This is a genomic window from Burkholderia ubonensis, from assembly GCF_001718695.1.
GTDB classification, from domain to species: domain Bacteria; phylum Pseudomonadota; class Gammaproteobacteria; order Burkholderiales; family Burkholderiaceae; genus Burkholderia; species Burkholderia ubonensis_B.
The window spans coordinates 1,382,923-1,401,948 of sequence record NZ_CP013422.1 but is presented as its reverse complement, the minus strand read 5'-3'; the positions used below and the strand labels follow the sequence as shown (position 1 = coordinate 1,401,948).

Here is a 19,026-nt window from a genome sequence, read left to right as displayed (position 1 = left end):
ACGGGGATTTCAGTGACGTGGCGGGCGGTCGGTACGTCAGTCCGGCGCTTCGTCGAGGCGGGGTACTGCGTGCGCCGAGCATCGCTGCGCACCGACATTCGTCGCATGAACGGTTCGGCGCGCCTCACTCAGGGCTGCGAGTCGTCCATGCGCAATTGAAGCTGCCGTATCGGCTGGTCGGTCGCCGCGTTCGAGATCACCCGCGCGTCACCGTGCGCGGGCGCTTTGCAACGCCGATAGCAACGACGGCTTCGAGCCGCGACGTGCAACTTCGCGAATTTCCACGGCTACTCCATGCTGCCGCCTCTATCGACAGCGGGGATGACGCCTGTACGGCTCAAACGCTAATGACTCTGCCGATCCACGAAATCATCGAGCCGGTTCCTCGCATCTGATTCGTGATGACTCGCATCGTGGCCCACGCCGGCGTCCAATTCGAAACCCTTCCGAACGTTGATTCAATTGCGCGCACTACCGGCGACGCGATTTGATGGATTCGATTGACTTATTTTATTCGACCGAATTCGAATCGCCGTCATAGTCTGGATCAATTGAAGGAATAAATACTACCGATTGGCCGACGAATTCCCTACAAGATCACAATCCTCCCGCATTCCAACATTACGTTCAATTGTGGAGAGGTCATATGCAAAGAAATCGTATCGCAAAATCGGTGCTGGCTGCGGTCGCCGTTATCGCGATGAGCGCCGGTTCCATTTCTGCCCGCGCGGACGGAGCGCCGCGCGCGAATGGCTTCTGGTGGCCGGAGACGCTCGATCTTTCGCCGCTACGTCAGCACGATGTCGAGTCGAATCCGTACGGCAAGGATTTCGACTACGCGCAGGCATTCCAGAAGCTCGATATCGAGGCCGTGAAGAAGGACATTCGGACGACGCTCACGACCTCGCAAGACTGGTGGCCCGCGGACTACGGCAACTATGGTCCGTTCTTCATCCGCATGGCCTGGCATGGAGCCGGCACCTATCGCACCTACGACGGCCGCGGCGGCGCCGGCGGCGCACAGCAGCGATTCGAACCGCTGAATAGCTGGCCGGATAATGCAAATCTCGATAAAGCTCGCCGTTTGTTGTGGCCGGTCAAGAAGAAATATGGCCAGAATATTTCGTGGGGCGACCTGATGGTTCTGACGGGCAATGTTGCGCTCGAATCCATGGGTTTTCAAACCTTCGGATTCGGCGGCGGCCGTGAAGACGATTGGCAATCGGATCTGGTTTATTGGGGCGCGGGACCGAAATTCATGTCGAATAACCGCGACAAGAACGGCAAACTCGAAAAGCCGCTCGCTGCGACCCAAATGGGTTTGATTTACGTCAATCCGGAAGGTCCGAATGGCAATCCTGATCCCGTTGCGGCGGCGCAGGACATTCGCGAAGCCTTCGGCCGCATGGCGATGAACGACGAGGAAACCCTCGCCCTGATCGCCGGCGGCCACACGTTCGGCAAGGCGCATGGCGCGGCTTCCCCGGACAAATGCGTCGGCGTGGCGCCTGCCGGCGCGGGCGTCGAAGCGCAAGGTCTCGGCTGGGCCAACAAGTGCGGCACCGGCAAGGGCGCCGACACGATCACCAGCGGCCTCGAAGGCGCGTGGTCGGTCGATCCGGTGCATTTCACGATGCAGTACCTCGACAACCTGCTCGGCCACGACTGGGTGCTGACGAAGAGCCCGGCCGGTGCGCACCAGTGGATGCCGAAGGATGCGCAGAGCATCGTGCCGGACGCACACGATCCGTCGAAACTCCATCCGTTGATGATGTTCACGACCGATATCGCACTGAAGGTCGATCCCGCGTACAGCAAGATCGCGAAGCGCTTCGAGGAGCATCCCGACGAATTCAAGCTGGCCTTCGCCAAGGCCTGGTTCAAGCTGACGCATCGCGACCTCGGGCCGAAGGCGCGCTATCTGGGCAAGGACGTGCCCAAGGTCGACCTGATCTGGCAGGACCCGCTGCCCGTCGCCGGCTACCAGACGATCGGCGCTGCCGACATTGCGGATCTGAAGAGCCGAATCCTGGCATCGGGGCTGCCGAAGTCCGAACTGATCAAGACCGCGTGGGCATCGGCGGCGTCGTTCCGCGGCACCGACTACCGAGGCGGCGCCAATGGCGCGCGCATCCGTCTCGCGCCCGAGAACGGCTGGGCCGTGAACGATCCGGCGAGCGTGGCGAAAGTGCTGAAGTCGCTGGAAGCCATCCAGTCCGGCTTCAACAAGGGCAGAACGGACGGCAAGCAGGTGTCGCTCGCCGACCTGATCGTGCTGGGCGGCAGCGCCGCCGTCGAGGATGCGGCCCGCAAGGCCGGTTACGACATCACCGTGCCGTTTGCGCCGGGACGCGTGGATGCGACGCAGGCGCAGACGGATGTCGCGTCGTTCGCCGTGCTCGAGCCGACCGCCGACGGGTTCCGCAACTACTACCAGAAAGGCAATGAGCGCTCGCCCGCCGAATTGCTGGTCGACCGCGCGAGCAAGCTGGATCTGACCGTGCCGGAGATGACGGTGCTGGTGGGCGGCCTGCGCGCGCTCGACGCGAACACGGGCCATTCGAAGCTGGGCGTCCTGACGAATCATCCCGGCACGCTGAGCAACGAGTTCTTCGTGAATCTGCTGGACATGTCGACCGAATGGAAGAAGTCGCCGAGCGCCGACGGGACTTACGAAGGGCGCGATCGCAAGACGGGTGCGCTCAGGTGGACGGCAAGTCCGGTCGATCTGGTGTTCGGGTCCAGTTCCGAGCTGCGCGCCGTCGCCGAAGTCTATGCATCGGACGATGCGCACGAGAAGTTCGTGCGCGACTTCGTCGCTGCATGGACCAAGGTCATGAACCTCGATCGCTTCGATCTGAAGCGCATCTAATACCGTGATCGGACCGGCCGCGGAAGCGATTCCGCGGCCGGTCCATCGGAGGGCGAAATGAGGAAAATCGGATGGCTGCGCCTGATCGCAGGTGCGGGGCTACTGGTATCGATGGGCGCGCATGCGGCCGACGTCGAGGTTCGGATGCTGAACCGCGCGTCGGACGGTCAACGGGGCTTCGAGCCGGCCCTCGTCCACATCGACGTGGGCGACAGCGTGCATTTTGTTGCCGCGGACAGCGGGCATGGCGTCGAAAGCATTCCCGGCATGGCGCCGGCCGGAGCCGGGGCCTTTTCCGGAAAGATCAGTGAAGATCTGACCGTGACGTTCGACAAACCGGGCGTCTATGGCTATCGCTGCATCCCGCATTACATGTTGGGGATGGTCGGCTTGATCGTGGTGGGACACCCGACCAACGAGGCCGCGGCGCGCAGCGTCGCGCAGCCGCGCGAGGCGAAGGCGCGTTTCGATCAACTGTTCGCGACGCTGGACCACGAGCAGCCCACGCAGAAGTAGCCGATGCATCGGCCGGGGGCGGGGCGCGCCAACCCGGCCGCGCTCGAAACGGTGTGGGGTGCCGGATCGATGACGGTTCGGTCGCAGCGAGCGCGCGCAGGCGTCGGACGCGCGATGGGCAGGATCGCTTGCCCGGCGTCGGATAGCCCGGCCGGCCATGCGGTCATGGCCGAGACGCATGCCGTCTGAAACGCGATCTCCGATGGACACCGTATCGATGCGGCACGCCATGAGCCGTAGCCACTCACGCGTCGGGCAACCCGCGACGAGTCGCGTACAGTTGAGCGTCGGCCGCAGCGCGCCTCCATTCCGGCTGTCCGGAACGGAGCGCCGCCATCGCGCGGCCCTCGGCCCATCCCGATCCCAGGAGACCTCGCATGCCGCACGGCGCCCCGTAGCTTCTCGCTCCCGCCTCCATTCCCGTCGATCCGATCGTGCGCCTGTCCGCGAGCGCGCTCGCGTCGGCGATCCGCCGCAAGGACGTGTCGTGCGTCGAGACGATGCGTGCATATCTCGATCACATCGAGCGGGTGAACGGTGCGGTGAACGCGCTGATTTCGCTGCGCGATCGCGCGACCTTGCTCGCCGAAGCCGCGGAAAAGGACGCGGCGCTGGCCCGTGGCGAATACCACGGCTGGCTGCACGGGATCCCGCAGGCGCCGAAGGATCTCGCGATGACGAAGGGCATCGCGACGACGTTCGGTTCGCCGATCTTCCGCAACAACGTGCCGCAGGCCGATTCCGTCGGCGTCGCGCGGATGCGCGCGGCCGGCGCGATCTTCATCGGCAAGACCAACACGCCGGAATTCGGTCTCGGCTCGCATACGTTCAACGACGTCTACGGCGCGACGCGCAATCCGTATGACCTGACGAAGAGCGCCGGCGGCAGCAGCGGCGGCGCGGCGGCCGCGCTGGCGGCGCGGATGCTGCCGGTCGCGGACGGCAGCGATTTCGGCGGCTCGCTGCGCAATCCGGCGGCGTTCTGCAACGTCTACGGCTTCCGGCCGTCGCAGGGCCGCGTGCCGCGCTGGCCGGGCGTCGACGTGTTCGTGCAGCAGCTCGGGACCGAAGGGCCGATGGGGCGCACCGTCGGCGACGTCGCGAACCTGCTCGCGATCCAGGCCGGCTACGACCCGCACGATCCGCTGTCGCTCGCGGAGGACCCGGCCGTGTTCGCGCAGCCGCTCGACGCGGACCTGCGCGGCAAGCGTGTCGCGTGGGTCGGCGACTGGAACGGCTATCTGGCGACCGAACCGGGCGTGCTCGCACAGTGCGAGACGGGGCTCGCGACGCTGCGCGAGATCGGCTGCGACGTCGACGCCGCGCTGCCGGCGTTCGCGCCGGAACGGCTGTGGGGGATCTGGCTCGCGCACCGGCACTTCCTGTCCGGCGGCGGGCTGCTCGCGCACTACCGCGATCCGGCGCGCCGCGCGCTGCTGAAGCCGGAGGCGATCTACGAGGTCGAAGGCTTGCTCGCGCTGCCGGCGCAGGCGATCTTCGACGCGAGCGTCGAGCGCACCGCGTGGCACCAGACGCTGCTCGGCTTCTTCGAGCGCTACGACTTCATTGCCGCGCCGGCCGCTCAGGTGTTCCCGTTCGACGTGGACGCGCGCTGGCCGCAGCAGATCGCGGGCCGCGCGATGGACACCTATCACCGCTGGATGGAAACGGTCATGCCGTGGACGCTCGCGGGCTGTCCGGTGATCAGCGTGCCGGTCGGCTTCAACGCGGCCGGGCTGCCGATGGGGATGCAGCTGATCGGCCGGCCGCGCGCGGACCTGGCGGTGCTGCAGCTCGCGCGCGGCTACGAGCAGGCGGCCGACTGGGTCGGCCGGCGGCAGCCGGGCTGGATCGCCGCGTAAGCGGCCATCGTGCGCAAGGGCGGGCCGCGCCGACCGCCGGTATTGCTGCGCAAAAGGAACGAATGCCGAAGCGGCCCCGATATCGCGCAGCGGTTGCGCGCGAATGCGCACGCCCGTCACTGGCGATTTCGTATCGATGTGTATCAATCGTTGCGGCGTCGCGTAGCGGGCTTCGAAAATATCCGCCTCATCATTCCGGCACGGGAGAACAGGACATGAACAGGATTCGCGCGACGGGCAAGCGTCTGGCGTGGGCAGGCGCCGTTTGCGGCGCGCTGCTGAGCGGCGCCGCGCACGCGCAGCTCGACCTTCAATCGCTGGGCGCATCGCTGCTCGGCGGCGGGCAGCAGCAGGCGGCGCCGGCGCAGGGCGCGATCGGGCAACTGCTGCAGGCGTATGTCGGCGCGAATCAGCAGGTGCTGGCGGGGCAGTCGTCGCTCGCGTCGGCGATGGGGCTCACCGGCGCGGCCGGCCAGGCGCGGCAGGCGGCGAGCCTGCTGGGCAGCAGCGGCGGCAACGTGCTCACGCCGGCCGCGCTGTCGCAGATGGGCGGCGCGCAGCAATCGGTGTCGCAGGCGCTGGGCCAGGCGTTCGCGACCGGCGGCGCCGCGCACGGCCCGGTCGACAAGCAGGCGTTCAGCAACGGCCTCGCATCGCTCGGCCAGGGCCTCACGCAGTATTCGCAGCTGCAGTCGGGGCTCGGCGGCCTCGGCTCGACGAACCCGGCCGAGCTGCTGCAGGCGGGCCTGAATCCGCAGAACGCGCAGGCCGCGTCGTATATCGCGCAAAGCGTACCCGGCCAGCTGCAGTCGCTCGCGGCGACGCTGAGCCAGGCGGTCCAGTTCGCGACGAGCCAGGGCATCTCGGTGCCGTCGGTCGCGACGTCGGCGCTGAAGCTGCTGCCGTAACGCCGGCGGCGCGCGCCGCCGCTGCGCGCGCCGCCGCTGCGCGCGATGGCCCCGTGCAACCCGGGGATTTCGCGCGATGCTATCGTGACGTGTTCTCCGCTTCCGGTGCCGCTTCATGACTGACTCGTTCGACCTCTCACGCTATTTCACCCGCATCGGCTACGACGGCCCCGTCGCGCCGACCCTCGACGTGCTGCGCCGCGTCCACCTGCTGCATCCGCAGGCGATCCCGTTCGAAAACCTCAATCCGCTGACCGGCGCGCGCGTCGCGCTCGACTTGCCCGCAATCGTCGACAAGCTGGTCGAGCGGCGGCGCGGCGGCTACTGCTTCGAACTGAACAAGCTGTTCTACACCGTGCTCACGCACATCGGCTTTCGCGTCACGCCGCTGATTGCGCGCGTGCGCTGGATGCGGGCGCCGGAAGACGTCACCGCGCAGACGCACATGCTGCTGCGCGTCGATCTCGACGATGCCGCGTGGTTCGCGGACATCGGCTTCGGCACGGCGACGCTGACCGCGCCGCTGCGTCATCTGCCGGGCGAGCGCCAGCTGACGCCGCACGGCGCGTTCCGCGTCGTCGACGCGCCGGTCGCGGGCGAGCTCGACATGCAGTGCGAGACGCCGGACGGCTGGCAGACGACCTACAGGTTCTCGCTGAAGCGGGCCGAATGGATCGATTACGAGAGCGCGAGCTGGTTCACGTCGACGTATCCCGATTCGCTGTTCGTCAACGACCTGATCGCTTGCCGCGTGCTGCCGACCGGCCGCGCGGCGCTGTTCAACACCGTGCTGACGCTGCGCGACGCGGCCGGCGCCGGGCGCACCGTCACGTTCGACGACGCGGCTGCGTGGAGCGCGTGCCTGCGCGACACGATCGGGATCGACACGACGGGCTTCGATCTCGACGCGCTGTTCGCGCGGGTTGCCGCGCGGGCCGGCAACATCTGAACGCGGATTGCGCGGCCGTGGGGCCGTGCCTCGGCGTTTGACTTTTGCTATTTTGCCAGCACGCTGGCAATCACGAGCGACGAAGAAGGGAAGCAGTTCAACGTGTACCTGCCGCTCAGCCTGATCCGGCAGGGCAAGTTCCGGGCCATCGAAGCGCAGCAGTCGTCGTCCGCGCTGGTGGCCGACGCATTGCGCGCCTATCTGGCCGCGCCGCAGTCGGGGCGGCCGCCTGCCGAGGAGGAATGACATGTCGTCCGAGCGAATCGAAGCGGCGTATCTCACCACGCACAACTGGGGCAAGTCGGCGAAGTTCTTCCCGGCGCCGGCGTTCACGCTGGAATTCGAGACCGATCACAACAACTCGCTTGCAGGCGCCGCGCCAGCCGGCCGCGTGAGGGGACGGCGATGAGCGATGCGAAAGCAGCACCCGACAGCACCGCCGCGCGCGTCGCGCTGTGGCGCGCGCTGCACGTCGAGCTCGACGCGCCGCCGCACGTGCTCGCCGACGAAATCGGCTTGCGCCTGCTCGCGCCGGCGCCCGGCTGGCAGCAGCGCGGCGACATGGACCCGCAGTTCACGCGGCCGTTTCGCGCGTCGATCGTCGCGCGGGCGCGCTTCATCGAAGACCTCGTCGTCGAGCAGGCCGCGCAGGGCGTGAGCCAGTACGTGCTGCTCGGCGCGGGCCTCGACACCTTCGCGCAGCGCCGGCCGGAGATGGCGTCGCGCGTGACCGTCTTCGAAGTCGATCCGCCCGCGCCGCAAGCGTGGAAGCGCCGCCGGCTCGTCGAGCTCGGTTTCGGCGTGCCGGAATGGCTGCATCTCGTGCCGGTCGATTTCGAGGCGAAGCAGTCGTGGCGCGACGCGCTGGTGCGCGCCGGTTTCGACGCGGGCAAGCCGGCGGTCGTGGTGTCCACCGGCGTCAGCATGTACCTGACGCGCGAAGCGAACGCGGCGGCGTTGCGCGAAGTCGCGTCGCTCGCGCGCGGCACGACGCTCGCGATGACGTTCCTGCTGCCGCTCGAGCATGCGGACCCGGACGTGCGGCCGGGGCTCGAGATGGCCGAGCAGGGCGCGCGCGCGAGCGGCACGCCGTTCATCAGCTTCTTCATGCCGGACGAAATCCGTGCGCTCGCGACGGCCGCCGGCTTCGCGCGCGCCGAGCACGTGTCGGCCGACGCGCTCGCGCGCCGCTATTTCGCCGGCCGTGCCGACGGCCTGCGGCCGCCGAACAACGCCGAAGAGCTGCTCGTCGCGACGGTCTGACGCCCGTCGCGTTGCCGCCCGTCACGCGCGTTCGAGCACCGCCATCTCCCGCACGATCACGAGCAGCACGGCGAGGCTCGCGCCGCCCGTCGCGCGCAGGTCGGCGAGCAGATGCGCATAGCGCTCGAGCGCGGCGTCGCGCCGTGCGCGCCACGCGTCGACGATCGCCTCCGGCGTCGCCGTTTCGGCGGCTTCGCCGAGCGCGCTCGTCGTCAGCGCGCGCTTGAGGCGCGCGACGTCCGCGAGCGCCGCCGCGCGCGCCATCATGTCCCAGTGCGTGGGCGTCGGCAGCGCCGCCGCGCGCTCGCTGATCCAGCCGTAGTTGAGCTGCGTGCCGAGCGCGAAGTACACGCCCGCGACGAGCTCCAGGCTGCGGTTGCAGGTCGCGGCCACCTCGGCGATGTCGAGCAGCGCAGCCGAGATGTCGCCGCTCGCGACGCGCACCGCGAGCGCGCTGTCGACGCCCGCGTCGACCAGCACGCGCTGCCGCTCGGACAGCGCGTCGAGATCGGCCGCCGGCAGCAGCGCCGGCAGTTGCGGCGCCAGCCGCTCGGCGGCGTCGCGGCAGCGCGCGAGCAGTTCGCCGACGCCGCCGTCGCCGATCGCGCCCGCCTGCAGGTGCCGCAGGAACCACAGCGCCGCGCGTTCGAGCAGCCGCGCGACGTCGACGAACATGCGCGCCTGCACGTCGTCGGCAACGCGGTTGTCGAGCGCATCGATGTCGCGCCAGACCGCGTCGAGATCGAACACGTCGCGCGCCATGATGCACGCGCGCACGATGTCGCCGGGTTGCGCGTCGGTTTCCTCCATCAGACGGTGCACGAACGCGCAGCCGACCCGGTTGACGAGCGCGTTCGTCAGGTGGGTCGCGAGGATCTCGCGGCGCAGCGGATGGCGGCGCATCGGTTCGCTGAAGCGCTGCTGCAGCGGCTTCGGGAAATAGTCGACCAGCATGCCGGCGACCAGCGGGTCTTCCGGCACGTCGGATTCGAGCAGCGCGTCGTACAGCCACATCTTGCTGTACGCGAGCAGCACCGCGCGCTCCGGCGACGTGAGGCCGAGCTTCGCGGCCTGGCGCTCGGCGACGTCGTCGTCGGTCGGCAGGAACTCGATCACGCGGTTCAGGCGCCCCGCGCGTTGGAGCCAGCGCATCAGGCGCGCCTCGGCATCGAGCAGCTCGACCGTATAGCGGCCCGCGATCGACAGCGCCTGGGTCTGGTAGTAGTTGTCGCGCAGCACGAGCAGCCCGACCTCGTCGGTCATTTCGGCGAGCAGCGCGTTGCGCTGCTTTTCGGTCATCTCGCCGTCGGTGACGACCAGCCCGAGCAGGATCTTGATGTTGACTTCGTGATCCGAACAGTCGACGCCGGCCGAGTTGTCGATCGCGTCGGTGTTGATGCGTCCGCCATGCTGCGCGAACTCGATGCGCCCGAACTGCGTGAAGCCGAGGTTGCCGCCTTCGCCGACGACTTTGCAGCGCAGGTCCGAGCCGTTCACGCGCACCGCGTCGTTCGCGCGGTCGCCGACCTGCGCGTTGGTCTCGCGGGCCGCCTTCACGTAGGTGCCGATCCCGCCGTTGTACAGCAGGTCGACCGGCGCCTGCAGGATCGCGCGGATCAGCTCGTTCGGCGCGAGCGCGGCCGCGTCGATGCCGAGCGCGGCCTGCACCGCGGCGGACAGCGGGATCGTCTTCGCGGTGCGCGGATAGACGCCGCCGCCCGTGGAGATTGCCGCCGAATCATAGTCGGCCCAGCTCGAACGCTCGAGCGCGAACAGCCGCGCGCGCTCCGCGAAGCTCGCGGCCGGATCGGGGTTCGGGTCGAGGAACACGTGCCGGTGGTCGAACGCCGCGACGAGCCGGATGTGCGGCGACAGCAGCATGCCGTTGCCGAACACGTCGCCCGACATGTCGCCGACGCCGACCACCGTGAAGTCGGTCGTCTGCGTGTCGACGCCCATCTCGCGGAAATGCCGCTTGACCGACTCCCACGCGCCGCGCGCGGTGATCGCCATCTTCTTGTGGTCGTAGCCGACCGAGCCGCCCGACGCGAATGCATCGTCGAGCCAGAAGCCGTATTCGTGCGAGATCGCGTTCGCGTAGTCGGAGAAGGTGGCCGTGCCCTTGTCGGCCGCGACGACGAGATACGGATCGTCGGGATCGTGCCGCACGACGTCGGGCGGCGGCTCGACCGCATTGCCGGCGAGGTTGTCGGTCAGGTCGAGCAGGCCGCGCAGGAACGTCTGGTAGCACGCGACGCCTTCGCGCATCCACGCCTCGCGGTCGCTCGGCGGCGGCGGGTTCTTCACGACGAAGCCGCCTTTCGAGCCGACCGGCACGATCACGACGTTCTTCACCATCTGCGCCTTCATCAGGCCGAGCACCTCGGTGCGGAAATCCTCGCGGCGGTCGGACCAGCGCAGGCCGCCGCGCGCGACGCGCCCGCCGCGCAGGTGCACGCCCTCGACGCGCGGCGAATACACCCAGATCTCGAACATCGGCTTCGGCTCGGGCAGGCCGGGCACTTTCGCCGGATCGAACTTGAACGACAGGTACGGCTTGGGCTCGCCGTCGGCGTCGTGCCGGTAGTAGTTGGTGCGCTCGGTCGCGTTGATCACGCCGAGGAACTGGCGCAGGATCCGGTCCTCGTCGAGATTCGGCACCTGGTCGAGCGCGGTCTCGATCGCCTTCAGCAGCCGCTCGGCCTGCGCGTCGCGCGGGCTGCCGATGCGCGGATCGAAACGCACGACGAACAGCTCGACGAGCTGCCGCGCGATCGCCGGATTGCCGGTCAGCGCGCGCTCGATGTACGCATCGCTGAACGTCGAGCCGACCTGCCGCAGGTACTTCGCATACGCGCGCAGGATCGTGACTTCGCGCGCGCTCAGGTGCGCGCGCAGCACGAGCCGGTTGAAATCGTCGTTCTCGATCAGGCCGCTCCAGATCCGGTCGAACGCGTCCTCGAACAGCCCCTTCACGCGCTCGATGTCGAACTCGGTGTCGTCCGCCATTTCGAGGCCGAAATCGTGCACCCACGCGGGCGCGCCACCCTGCGCCTGGATCCGGTACGGCCGTTCCTCGTCGACGCGCACGCCGAGGTGTTCGAGCATCGGCAGGCTGCGCGACAGCGCGATCGGCTCGCCGGAGCGGTAGACCTTGAAGCGGAACGCGCGCGCTTCGGCCTCGATCGGCCGGTACAGGTTCATCGCGAGGCGCTCGGTGCCGTTCACGCGCTCGATCAGTTCGATGTCGCGCACCGCGGTGCGCGCCGGATAGTCGTCGCGGTAGCCGGCCGGGAACGAATCGGCATAGCGCTGCAGCAGGCGGTTGCCTTGCTCCTCGCCGAACGCGTCGAGCAGCGCGTCCGACAGGTCGTCCTGCCAGCGGCGCGTGACCTGGATGAGGCGCGTTTCGAGCTCGCGTGTATCGACGTCGGGCATCGTGCCCGGTTCCGCGTGCACGACGAAGTGAATCCGCGCGATCGCGGATTCCGACAGCAGCGGCGTGAATTCGACGTTGATGCCCTTGAACGCGTCGACGAGCAGCCGCGCGATGCGCCGGCGCAGGTCGGTGGTGTACTTGTCGCGCGGCACGTACACGAGGCACGACACGAAGCGGTCGAAGCGGTCGCGTCGCACGAACAGGCGCGTGCGCTGATGCTCCTGCAGCCGCAGCACGCCGAGCGCGATGTCGTAAAGCTGGTCTTCGTCGGCCTGGAACAGCTCGTCGCGCGGATAGGTTTCGAGCACCGTCACGAGCGTCTTGCCGAGATGGCCTTTCGGCAGAAAGCCTGCGCGCCGCACGATGTTCGCGCACTTGCGCCGCACGATCGGGATTTCCGAGCTGGACACCATGTACGCGGTCGACGTGTAGAGCCCGATGAAGCGCCGCTCGCCGCAGACCTTGCCGTCGGGGCCGAGCAGCTTGACGCCGACGTAGTCGAGATAGCCGGGGCGGTGCACGGTCGCGCGCGAGTTCGCCTTGGTCAGGAAGATCGGCCAGGCGCCGTGGATGATTTCCGCCGCGGCGGGCGGCAGCGGCGTCAGGTCCGGCGTGCCGGGCGCGCGCAGCGCTTCGCGCAGGATGCCGAAGCCCGAGCCTTCGACGCCGCGCAGCGCGAAGCCGGCGCCGTGCGACACGAGCGCGTAGTCGCGCTGCCCGAGGAACGTGAAATGGTCGGCCACCATCCATTCGAGGAACGCGCGCGCCTCGATGTCTTCGGCGCTCGTCTCGCGCGCCTTCATCTCCTTGATCGTGCTGCGCGCGATGTCGACGATCTTCGGCCAGTCCTCGACCGACGCGCGCACGTCGCCGAGCACGCGTGCGATGTCGTTGCGCAGCGAGTCGAGCATCGCCGCGTCGCCGCACCGGTCGACCTCGAAATGAATGAACGACGCGAGCTGCGAGTGCCCGTCGTCGGTCGCGAGGCCGCCCACGTCGGCGCGCTCGATATTGCCGTTCTTGCCGCGCCAGATCCGGAACACGGGGTGCATCGCCGAGTGCAGCGCGAGGCCGAGGCGGTTGACGGCCATCGACACCGAATCGACGAGGAACGGCATGTCGTCGTTGACGATTTCGATCACCGTGTGATCGGAGTGCCAGCCGTGCTGTTCGAGGATCGGGTTGTACACGCGCAGCCGCTCGCTGCCGGGCACGAATTTCTGGGCGGTTTGCCAGTGCGCCATCGCGGCACCGTACAGATCGGCGATGCCGCGGCTTTGCAGGTCGTCGGCGTCGACGAAGTCGTAGTAATGGCGGAGGAAGGGTTCGACGATCCGGAACGTCGCCTCGGGCAAGCGCTCGCGCGCGAATTCGACGACGTCGGAGAGCAGGTGTGCGACGACTTCTTCGTTCTTCGCTTCCATGGCGGTCTCCTGGACGGGTGGCCATCGGCTGCTGCGGGTGTGTTCGGCATTATGCGCCGATTGGTGTGCCGATCGCGTCACCGCGCGATGTGCGGACGCACAACGGCGGCCTGCGCAGAGCGCCGCATGCTGCGTGCCGGCCGATAGGGTCACGCGGCCGCGCGGCGACTGTCAGCCCGCGTCGCTCCACAGCTTGCCGCCCGTCGCGCGGTTGTCCTTTTTCATGTCGGTGAGCGCGATGTACAGCGAGCGCGGCTCGCAGCCGGAACCCGGCAGCCGAGATCGGGCCGCCGGGCGTGACGGCGTCAGGACGGTGAGCGAATGACGACATCGGTTTCTCCGAGGGGGAAGCGCCGCGCGACGGCCACCGTGACCCACGATGCGAGCGCGAACGGCGCGGTGAGCGCGACGAGGCCCACACGCATCGCGAGCCACTGGAGCAACGCGGCGAGCGCGGCTGCGGCGAGCGCCGTGCGGGTGCCGCGCGGCATCAGCGCAAGCGCGGCGAGCGCGCCGTTGACGCCGAGCTGGCCGGCGTCGAACGCCGCGCCGCTGGCGCCGAGCGCGATCAGCAGCGCGGACGACACGGCCGCGCCGCCGAGCGCGAACGCGGCCGCGCGGCGCGACGCGGCGGCGAGCCCGGCGACGATCAGCGCGCCGGCCCATGCGCCTTGCGCGAAGGCGGCCTGCGCGATACCGGACGACAGTGCGCACGCGATCGACGCAGGCGTCAGCGTCGCGCTCGTCGCGGCGTCGATCGGGTGTTGCACCGCGACAAACGGCAGCCACAGCGCGGTGACGGCAAGGCACGGGCTCGAATACGGGCACTGGCGCCACTTTTCGAGCGGCCGGCGCAGCGCGCGCTGCACGAGCGCTGCGCCGAGCGCGGCCGACGGCGCGAGCGCGAGCGCGAGCGCCGCGAGCGGAGCAGGCGCAAACGAAACGGCGGCCAGCGCGGCGAGCGCGCCGTTGAAGCCGTGCCGGCCCTGTTCGACGTCGCAATGCGCGGCGCCGCTCAGCGCCGCCGTCAGGTTCGCGACGGCCGCGCCGAGCAGCGCCGCGCACGCGAGCCGCGCGTCGGTGAGCGCCAGCGCGGCGAGCAGCAGCGCGCCCGTCAGCGCGTGCGCCTGCAGCACGATCTGCCCGAGGCTGCGCAGCAGGATGCGCAGGTCGATCGACGGGCTGGCTGAATGGGCGGTAGGCATGGCAGCGGACGAACAGGGCGAGCCGCGAGCATAGGACACCAACCGCCGCTTCGGAACGGGGTATTCCGGATACCGGGAATTTGTCGTCGGGCGCAGACGTGGCCGATTACGACACGCCTGGCGGCACTGAATTGCCGCTACCGCTCATCGCCCGCCCGTGCGCCCCTGCGCCCGCTTATGCGACCGTGACCGCGCGCCTTTCATGCATGGTCGCGAATCGTTCGATCCGCGCCGCGATCAGGTCGGGGTCGCGCAACACGATCCAGTGCGCGCCGTCGATTTCCTCGCGCACGTGCTCGCCGAGCCAGCGGTCGAGGCCGGCCGACATCTCCGGCGTCACGTAGCGGTCGCGCACCGGCACGAGGATCTGCACCGGCGCCTGCGCGTGACGCTCGCGCGGCCGCCGGGCCCGCGCGATGAAGTTCGCGCGGTACATCTGCATGCCGTTCAGCGCGTTCTTCAACTGCGCCGGGTCGCGCTCGGGGCGAACCCGTTCGGTGAGCTGCAGCCAGGGCGGCCACAGCGCCGCGCCGCCGAGCCGCCACACCAGCGACGGCACGAGCGGCAGGTGGAAGAACGCGATGTACCACGACTTCAGGCTCTGCCTGAGCCGCATCCTCGCGCGGAACACATGGTCGAGGCACGGCCCGGAGATCGACGTGTACGACGCGATGCGCCCGCGCAACGCCGGATCGGTCACGGCTTCCCAGCACTGGATCGACCCCCAGTCGTGGCCGACGAGGTGGAACGGCCGGCCGCCGCAGGTGGCGTCGGCGACGGCCCTCAAATCGTCGGCGAGCCGCGCGAGCGTGTAGTCGGCGCGGCGGCGCGGCGCGTCGGAGGCGCCCGCGCCGCGCACGTCGTACGCAATCACGCGGTAGCGTTTCGCGAGCCGCGCGCGGACCGGCTCCCACACCCTCGCGGAATCGGGGTAGCCGTGCACGAGGATCACCGGCGGCGCGCGGCGCGAGCCGCTCGCGTAGACGGCGAGCTTCACGTCGCCGAACTGGACGGTCAGCATCTCGCTTGCGCGCGCCATCGCGTCACGCCTGCGGGACGGGATGCAGCGGCACGCGGCGCGGCGCGGCCTGCGCGGCGTAGCGCGCGTTGGTCGCGTCGATGTTCGCGAGCAGCGTGTCGAGCCCCTGCAGGTACTGGTGGTTGTCGTGGTCCCATGGATGGAAGCCCGGCCGGAAGTAGTCGAGCCATTCTCGCGCGATGCTCGGGAACACGCCATTCCTCGGGCTGTACAGGTACTTCACGAGCCGCCACATGCCGCTGAATTTGCCGTGACGGCGCCGATGCGCGAGCATCAGGCGCACGTGGAAGTCGAACACGATCGTCCAGAACATCAAGGTCGTCGTCAGCATCGTGCCGGTGCGCAGCAGGTAGCTGCCGAGGCCCGGCTTCATCACGGCGTTCCACACGTCGTATGAGACGGCCTTGTGCTCGGTCTCTTCCATCGCGTGCCACATCCACATCTGCTGGTAGCCCTCGACGGAGCCGTCGATCCGGTGCTCGTGGCCCGACAGCAGCTGGTTCGCGAGAATCGCCGTGTAGTGCTCGAGCGCGATCGTGATCGCGAGCTGCATCGAATGCGGCAGCACCTTCTTGAACCAGCCGAGGATCGCCCACAGGCGCTTGTCGAGCTTGTGCGCGGGCAGCCCCGACGCCTGCAGCAGGTCGTTGTACTCGATGTGCTCGCGCGTGTGCATCGCCTCCTGGCCGATGAAGCCCATTACCTGCTTCTTCAGTTCCGGGTCGTCGATCCGGTCGCGGTAGTTGCGCACCGAGTCCATGAAGAACCGTTCGCCGGCCGGGAACAGCAGCGACAGTGCGTTCATGAAGTGGGTGACGGGCACGCCCTGGACATGCCAGTCGCGCGCGCGCTCCGGGGGCAGCGCGAAACGGATGTCGCGCCGCACGGGCATCATCTGCGGTGTCGTCATGATTGTTCTCCTCCCTGATTGCCAGCGTTGTTGTACGTTGCGTGGGCCGGTGCGGGCGCGGGTGCGGCCGGGGCGCGCGCGGCGCGGCGGCGCGCTTTCGCGGCCTCGTGCCTGGTTGCGAACACAACCAGTGCCTGATATGCAGCCGGCAGGATGCGCGCGAGCCAGTCGGCGCCGCGCGCGTCGCGGCCGATCAGCACGCGGCGCTTGTTCCGGCGCACGCCGGCGAGAATCGTGCGCGCGGCGTCGTCGGCGGTGGTGATGAAGAATTTCTCGAACGCGTCCTTGCCCTGTTGCTCGCTCTCGACCATGAAGCCGACCATGTTCTTCGCGACGCGGCTCGACTGCGCGATGTTGGTGCGGATGCCGCCCGGATGCACGCAGGTCGCCGACACGCCGCAGTTCATCATGTCGAGCTCCTGGCGCAGCGATTCGGTGAAGCCGCGCACCGCGTACTTGGTCGCGTTGTAGCCGCTCATGCCCGGCTGCGCGAAGATCCCGAAGATGCTCGACGTGTTGATCACGTGACCGTCGCCGGACGCTTTCAGATGCGGCAGGAACGCCTTCGTGCCGTGCACGACGCCCCAGAAGTTGATGTTCACGATCCATTCGAGATCGCTGTATTCCATCCCGTCGATCGTGCTCGACAGCGCGACGCCCGCGTTGTTGAAGATCAGGTTGACCTTGCCGTGTTCGTGCGCGGTGTCGTCGGCCCATGCGAACATCGCGGCGCGGTCGCCGACGTCCAGCACGCGCGTCGTCACGCTCACGCCCGGCGCGACCGTGCGGACGATCCGTTCGGTTTCGGCGAGGCCGACCGCGTTCTTGTCGGCGAGCGCCACGTGGCAGCCGGCCTGCGCGAGCTGCACCGCGAGCGCGCGGCCCATGCCGGAGCCCGCGCCGGTGATCGCGGCGACCTTGTTGGCGAAATCTCTCATGTCTGTTGGGCTCCTGTTCGAGGCTCAGGCCGCTTCGGCGGAAGCGGAAGCGGCGGGCGCGGCGATCGGCCGCGCGGCCGTGTCGTGTTGCGGGATGCCGTACGCGTGGTAGTCGGCCATCGAGAAGCGCGCGGTCGCCTGCCGGAAGCGCCACGTGAAGCCCGGCCACAGCGTCGTGTTCTTGCCGGTGCGCGGGTCGAGATACCAGCTCTTGCAGCCGCCCGTCGACCAGATCGCCTTCTTCAGCCGGCCCTGCAGGTCGTGGTTGAACCGCGCCTCGACGAGGGGGCGCACCTCGATCGCGTCCGCGCGCTCGCGGCGCATCGCCTGCAGCGCGCCGAGGATGTACTCGATCTGCGACTCGATCATGAACACCATCGAGCTGTGGCCGAGGCCGGTGTTCGGGCCGACGAGCATGAAGAAGTTCGGATAGCCGGGCAGCGTCGTGCCGAGATACGCATGCGCGCCGTCGCGCCACGCATCGACGATGTCGAGGCCGCCGCGGCCGACGATCGCGCCGCGCGGAAACGGATCGGCAACCTGGAAGCCGGTGCCGTAGATCAGGCAGTCGACTTCGTGGCGCTTGCCGTCGGTCGTGACGACTGCGTTTTCCTCGATCCGCTCGATGCCGGTCGTGACCACGTCGACGTTCTTGCGCGACAGCGCCGGGTAGTAGTCGTTCGAGATCAGCACGCGCTTGCAGCCGAGCGTGTAGTCCGGCGTCACGGCGCGGCGCAGGTCCGGATCGGGAATCTGCTTCCTGATATGGCGCAGCGCGAGCTTCTGCACGTTCCTCATCAGCGACGGATGGATCGCGAAGCCGAGCACGCGCGATTCGAGCATCCAGTAGATGCCGCTCCTCACGGCCTTCTGCGTGAACGGCAGCGTGCGGAACAGCCACTGCTCGAGCTTCGTCACGTTGCGGTCGGGCTTCGGCATGATCCACGGCGGCGTGCGCTGGAACAGCGCGAGCGCCTTCACGCGCGGCGCGATCTGCGGGACGAACTGGATCGCGCTCGCACCGGTGCCGATCACCGCGACGCGCTTGCCGTCGAGCGAATAGTCGTGGTCCCACTGCTGCGAGTGGAACGCGCGGCCCTTGAAGGTCTCGACGCCGGGGATCGCCGGCAGCGCCGCGCGCGACAGGCCGCCCATCCCCGACACCAGCACGCGAGCTGACAGCCGCTTGCCGCTCGCGAACGCGAGGCGCCAGCGCTGCGCGGTCTCGTCGTACTCGGCGCGCTGCAGCTCGTGGTTCAGGCGCAGGTGCGCGCCGATCCCGAAGCGCTGCACGCAGTCTTCGAGATACGCGCGGATCTCCGGCTGCGGCGCGAACATGCGCGTCCAGCGCGGGTTCGGCGCGAACGAGAACGAGTAGACGTGCGATTGCACGTCGCATGCACACCCGGGGTAATGGTTGTCGCGCCACGTGCCGCCGACCGACGCCGCCTTCTCGAGCACGACGAAATCGGTCACGCCCGTCTGCCGCAGACGAATGGCCATCCCGAGACCGGCAAAGCCGGTGCCGATGATGGCGATGTCGACGGTTTCGTCGGGGCCGTCGTGATCAGGGGGGCCGAAAGGCAACGCGCGAGCATTCATCCGGGTGTCTCCGTTATGGCTCATTTTAGAATGTTACATTGTTCGATGTAACGATAGTGGGTGAACCTGGAAACCGCAAGGGGCTAGACGATGGGCTCT

General features: G+C 68.5%; 14 protein-coding genes and 1 pseudogene. 8 read left to right on the top strand and 7 right to left on the bottom strand.

Annotated features, from left to right (window positions below):
* Positions 1 to 646 precede the first annotated feature (646 nt).
* From katG to WJ35_RS25880, 8 genes are all read left to right on the top strand, one after another.
* Positions 647 to 2,872, top strand: a complete 2,226-nt coding sequence (katG, locus tag WJ35_RS25905; RefSeq protein ID WP_069240325.1) for a catalase/peroxidase HPI — start codon at positions 647 to 649, stop codon at positions 2,870 to 2,872.
* Positions 2,873 to 2,929: 57 nt separating this feature from the next.
* Positions 2,930 to 3,388 (top strand): pseudoazurin, encoded by a 459-nt coding sequence (locus WJ35_RS25900; RefSeq protein WP_069240324.1) that lies wholly within the window; start codon positions 2,930 to 2,932, stop codon positions 3,386 to 3,388.
* 416 nt (positions 3,389 to 3,804) lie between these two features.
* Complete coding sequence (locus WJ35_RS25895) at positions 3,805 to 5,250, top strand: amidase (protein WP_069240323.1); 1,446 nt, start codon at positions 3,805 to 3,807, stop codon at positions 5,248 to 5,250.
* 215 nt (positions 5,251 to 5,465) lie between these two features.
* A complete protein-coding gene (locus WJ35_RS25890; RefSeq protein WP_069240322.1) occupies positions 5,466 to 6,158 on the top strand; it encodes a hypothetical protein in 693 nt (230 codons plus the stop codon).
* A gap of 115 nt (positions 6,159 to 6,273) precedes the next feature.
* Positions 6,274 to 7,107, top strand: coding sequence for an arylamine N-acetyltransferase family protein (locus WJ35_RS25885; protein ID WP_069240321.1), 834 nt, complete (start codon positions 6,274 to 6,276; stop codon positions 7,105 to 7,107).
* A 102-nt stretch (positions 7,108 to 7,209) separates the two neighbouring features.
* Positions 7,210 to 7,353 carry a hypothetical protein gene (locus WJ35_RS31930; RefSeq protein ID WP_166677068.1) on the top strand — a complete coding sequence of 48 codons (144 nt, stop codon included), beginning with the start codon at positions 7,210 to 7,212 and terminating at the stop codon, positions 7,351 to 7,353.
* A 1-nt stretch (position 7,354) separates the two neighbouring features.
* Positions 7,355 to 7,516, top strand: a complete 162-nt coding sequence (locus tag WJ35_RS31925; protein ID WP_166677067.1) for a hypothetical protein — start codon at positions 7,355 to 7,357, stop codon at positions 7,514 to 7,516.
* On the top strand, positions 7,513 to 8,370 hold the full coding sequence (locus tag WJ35_RS25880) for a class I SAM-dependent methyltransferase (protein ID WP_069240320.1): 858 nt from the start codon (positions 7,513 to 7,515) through the stop codon (positions 8,368 to 8,370). The genes WJ35_RS31925 and WJ35_RS25880 overlap by 4 nt, the downstream gene beginning before the upstream one ends.
* Before the next feature lie 21 nt (positions 8,371 to 8,391).
* Here WJ35_RS25880 and WJ35_RS25875 read toward each other — a convergent pair whose 3' ends face one another.
* The 7 genes and pseudogenes from WJ35_RS25875 to WJ35_RS25850 form a co-directional block, all read right to left on the bottom strand.
* On the bottom strand, positions 8,392 to 13,233 hold the full coding sequence (locus WJ35_RS25875; RefSeq protein ID WP_060233626.1) for an NAD-glutamate dehydrogenase: 4,842 nt from the start codon (positions 13,231 to 13,233) through the stop codon (positions 8,392 to 8,394).
* Between the two features lie 244 nt (positions 13,234 to 13,477).
* Positions 13,478 to 13,564, bottom strand: a pseudogene (locus WJ35_RS32680) (class II aldolase/adducin family protein); the annotation flags it as partial.
* Positions 13,539 to 14,438, bottom strand: coding sequence for an urea transporter (locus tag WJ35_RS25870; protein ID WP_069240319.1), 900 nt, complete (start codon positions 14,436 to 14,438; stop codon positions 13,539 to 13,541). The gene WJ35_RS25870 and the pseudogene WJ35_RS32680, both read right to left, overlap by 26 nt.
* 175 nt (positions 14,439 to 14,613) lie before the next feature.
* Complete coding sequence (locus WJ35_RS25865) at positions 14,614 to 15,477, bottom strand: alpha/beta fold hydrolase (RefSeq protein WP_069240318.1); 864 nt, start codon at positions 15,475 to 15,477, stop codon at positions 14,614 to 14,616.
* A 4-nt stretch (positions 15,478 to 15,481) separates the two neighbouring features.
* Entirely contained in the window at positions 15,482 to 16,387 is a 906-nt protein-coding gene (locus WJ35_RS25860; RefSeq protein WP_060233635.1) for a metal-dependent hydrolase, read from the bottom strand.
* A complete protein-coding gene (locus WJ35_RS25855; RefSeq protein WP_060233637.1) occupies positions 16,384 to 17,325 on the bottom strand; it encodes an SDR family NAD(P)-dependent oxidoreductase in 942 nt (313 codons plus the stop codon). Before WJ35_RS25855 ends, WJ35_RS25860 begins: the two co-directional genes overlap by 4 nt.
* Before the next feature lie 24 nt (positions 17,326 to 17,349).
* Positions 17,350 to 18,927, bottom strand: a complete 1,578-nt coding sequence (locus WJ35_RS25850; protein WP_060233639.1) for a flavin-containing monooxygenase — start codon at positions 18,925 to 18,927, stop codon at positions 17,350 to 17,352.
* Positions 18,928 to 19,026: the final 99 nt, after the last annotated feature.

Bases quoted from the DNA above. Each gene is read 5' to 3' on its own strand.
- WJ35_RS25890 (WP_069240322.1), top strand. From the start codon at position 5,466: ATGAACAGGATTCGCGCGACGGGCAAGCGTCTGGCGTGGGCAGGCGCC.
- WJ35_RS25855 (WP_060233637.1), bottom strand. From the start codon at position 17,325: ATGAGAGATTTCGCCAACAAGGTCGCCGCGATCACCGGCGCGGGCTCC.
- WJ35_RS25880 (WP_069240320.1), top strand. From the start codon at position 7,513: ATGAGCGATGCGAAAGCAGCACCCGACAGCACCGCCGCGCGCGTCGCG.
- WJ35_RS31925 (WP_166677067.1), top strand. From the start codon at position 7,355: ATGTCGTCCGAGCGAATCGAAGCGGCGTATCTCACCACGCACAACTGG.
- WJ35_RS25860 (WP_060233635.1), bottom strand. From the start codon at position 16,387: ATGACGACACCGCAGATGATGCCCGTGCGGCGCGACATCCGTTTCGCG.
- WJ35_RS25885 (WP_069240321.1), top strand. From the start codon at position 6,274: ATGACTGACTCGTTCGACCTCTCACGCTATTTCACCCGCATCGGCTAC.
- WJ35_RS25870 (WP_069240319.1), bottom strand. From the start codon at position 14,438: ATGCCTACCGCCCATTCAGCCAGCCCGTCGATCGACCTGCGCATCCTG.
- WJ35_RS25875 (WP_060233626.1), bottom strand. From the start codon at position 13,233: ATGGAAGCGAAGAACGAAGAAGTCGTCGCACACCTGCTCTCCGACGTC.
- katG (WP_069240325.1), top strand. From the start codon at position 647: ATGCAAAGAAATCGTATCGCAAAATCGGTGCTGGCTGCGGTCGCCGTT.
- WJ35_RS25865 (WP_069240318.1), bottom strand. From the start codon at position 15,477: ATGGCGCGCGCAAGCGAGATGCTGACCGTCCAGTTCGGCGACGTGAAG.
- WJ35_RS25850 (WP_060233639.1), bottom strand. From the start codon at position 18,927: ATGAATGCTCGCGCGTTGCCTTTCGGCCCCCCTGATCACGACGGCCCC.
- WJ35_RS25900 (WP_069240324.1), top strand. From the start codon at position 2,930: ATGAGGAAAATCGGATGGCTGCGCCTGATCGCAGGTGCGGGGCTACTG.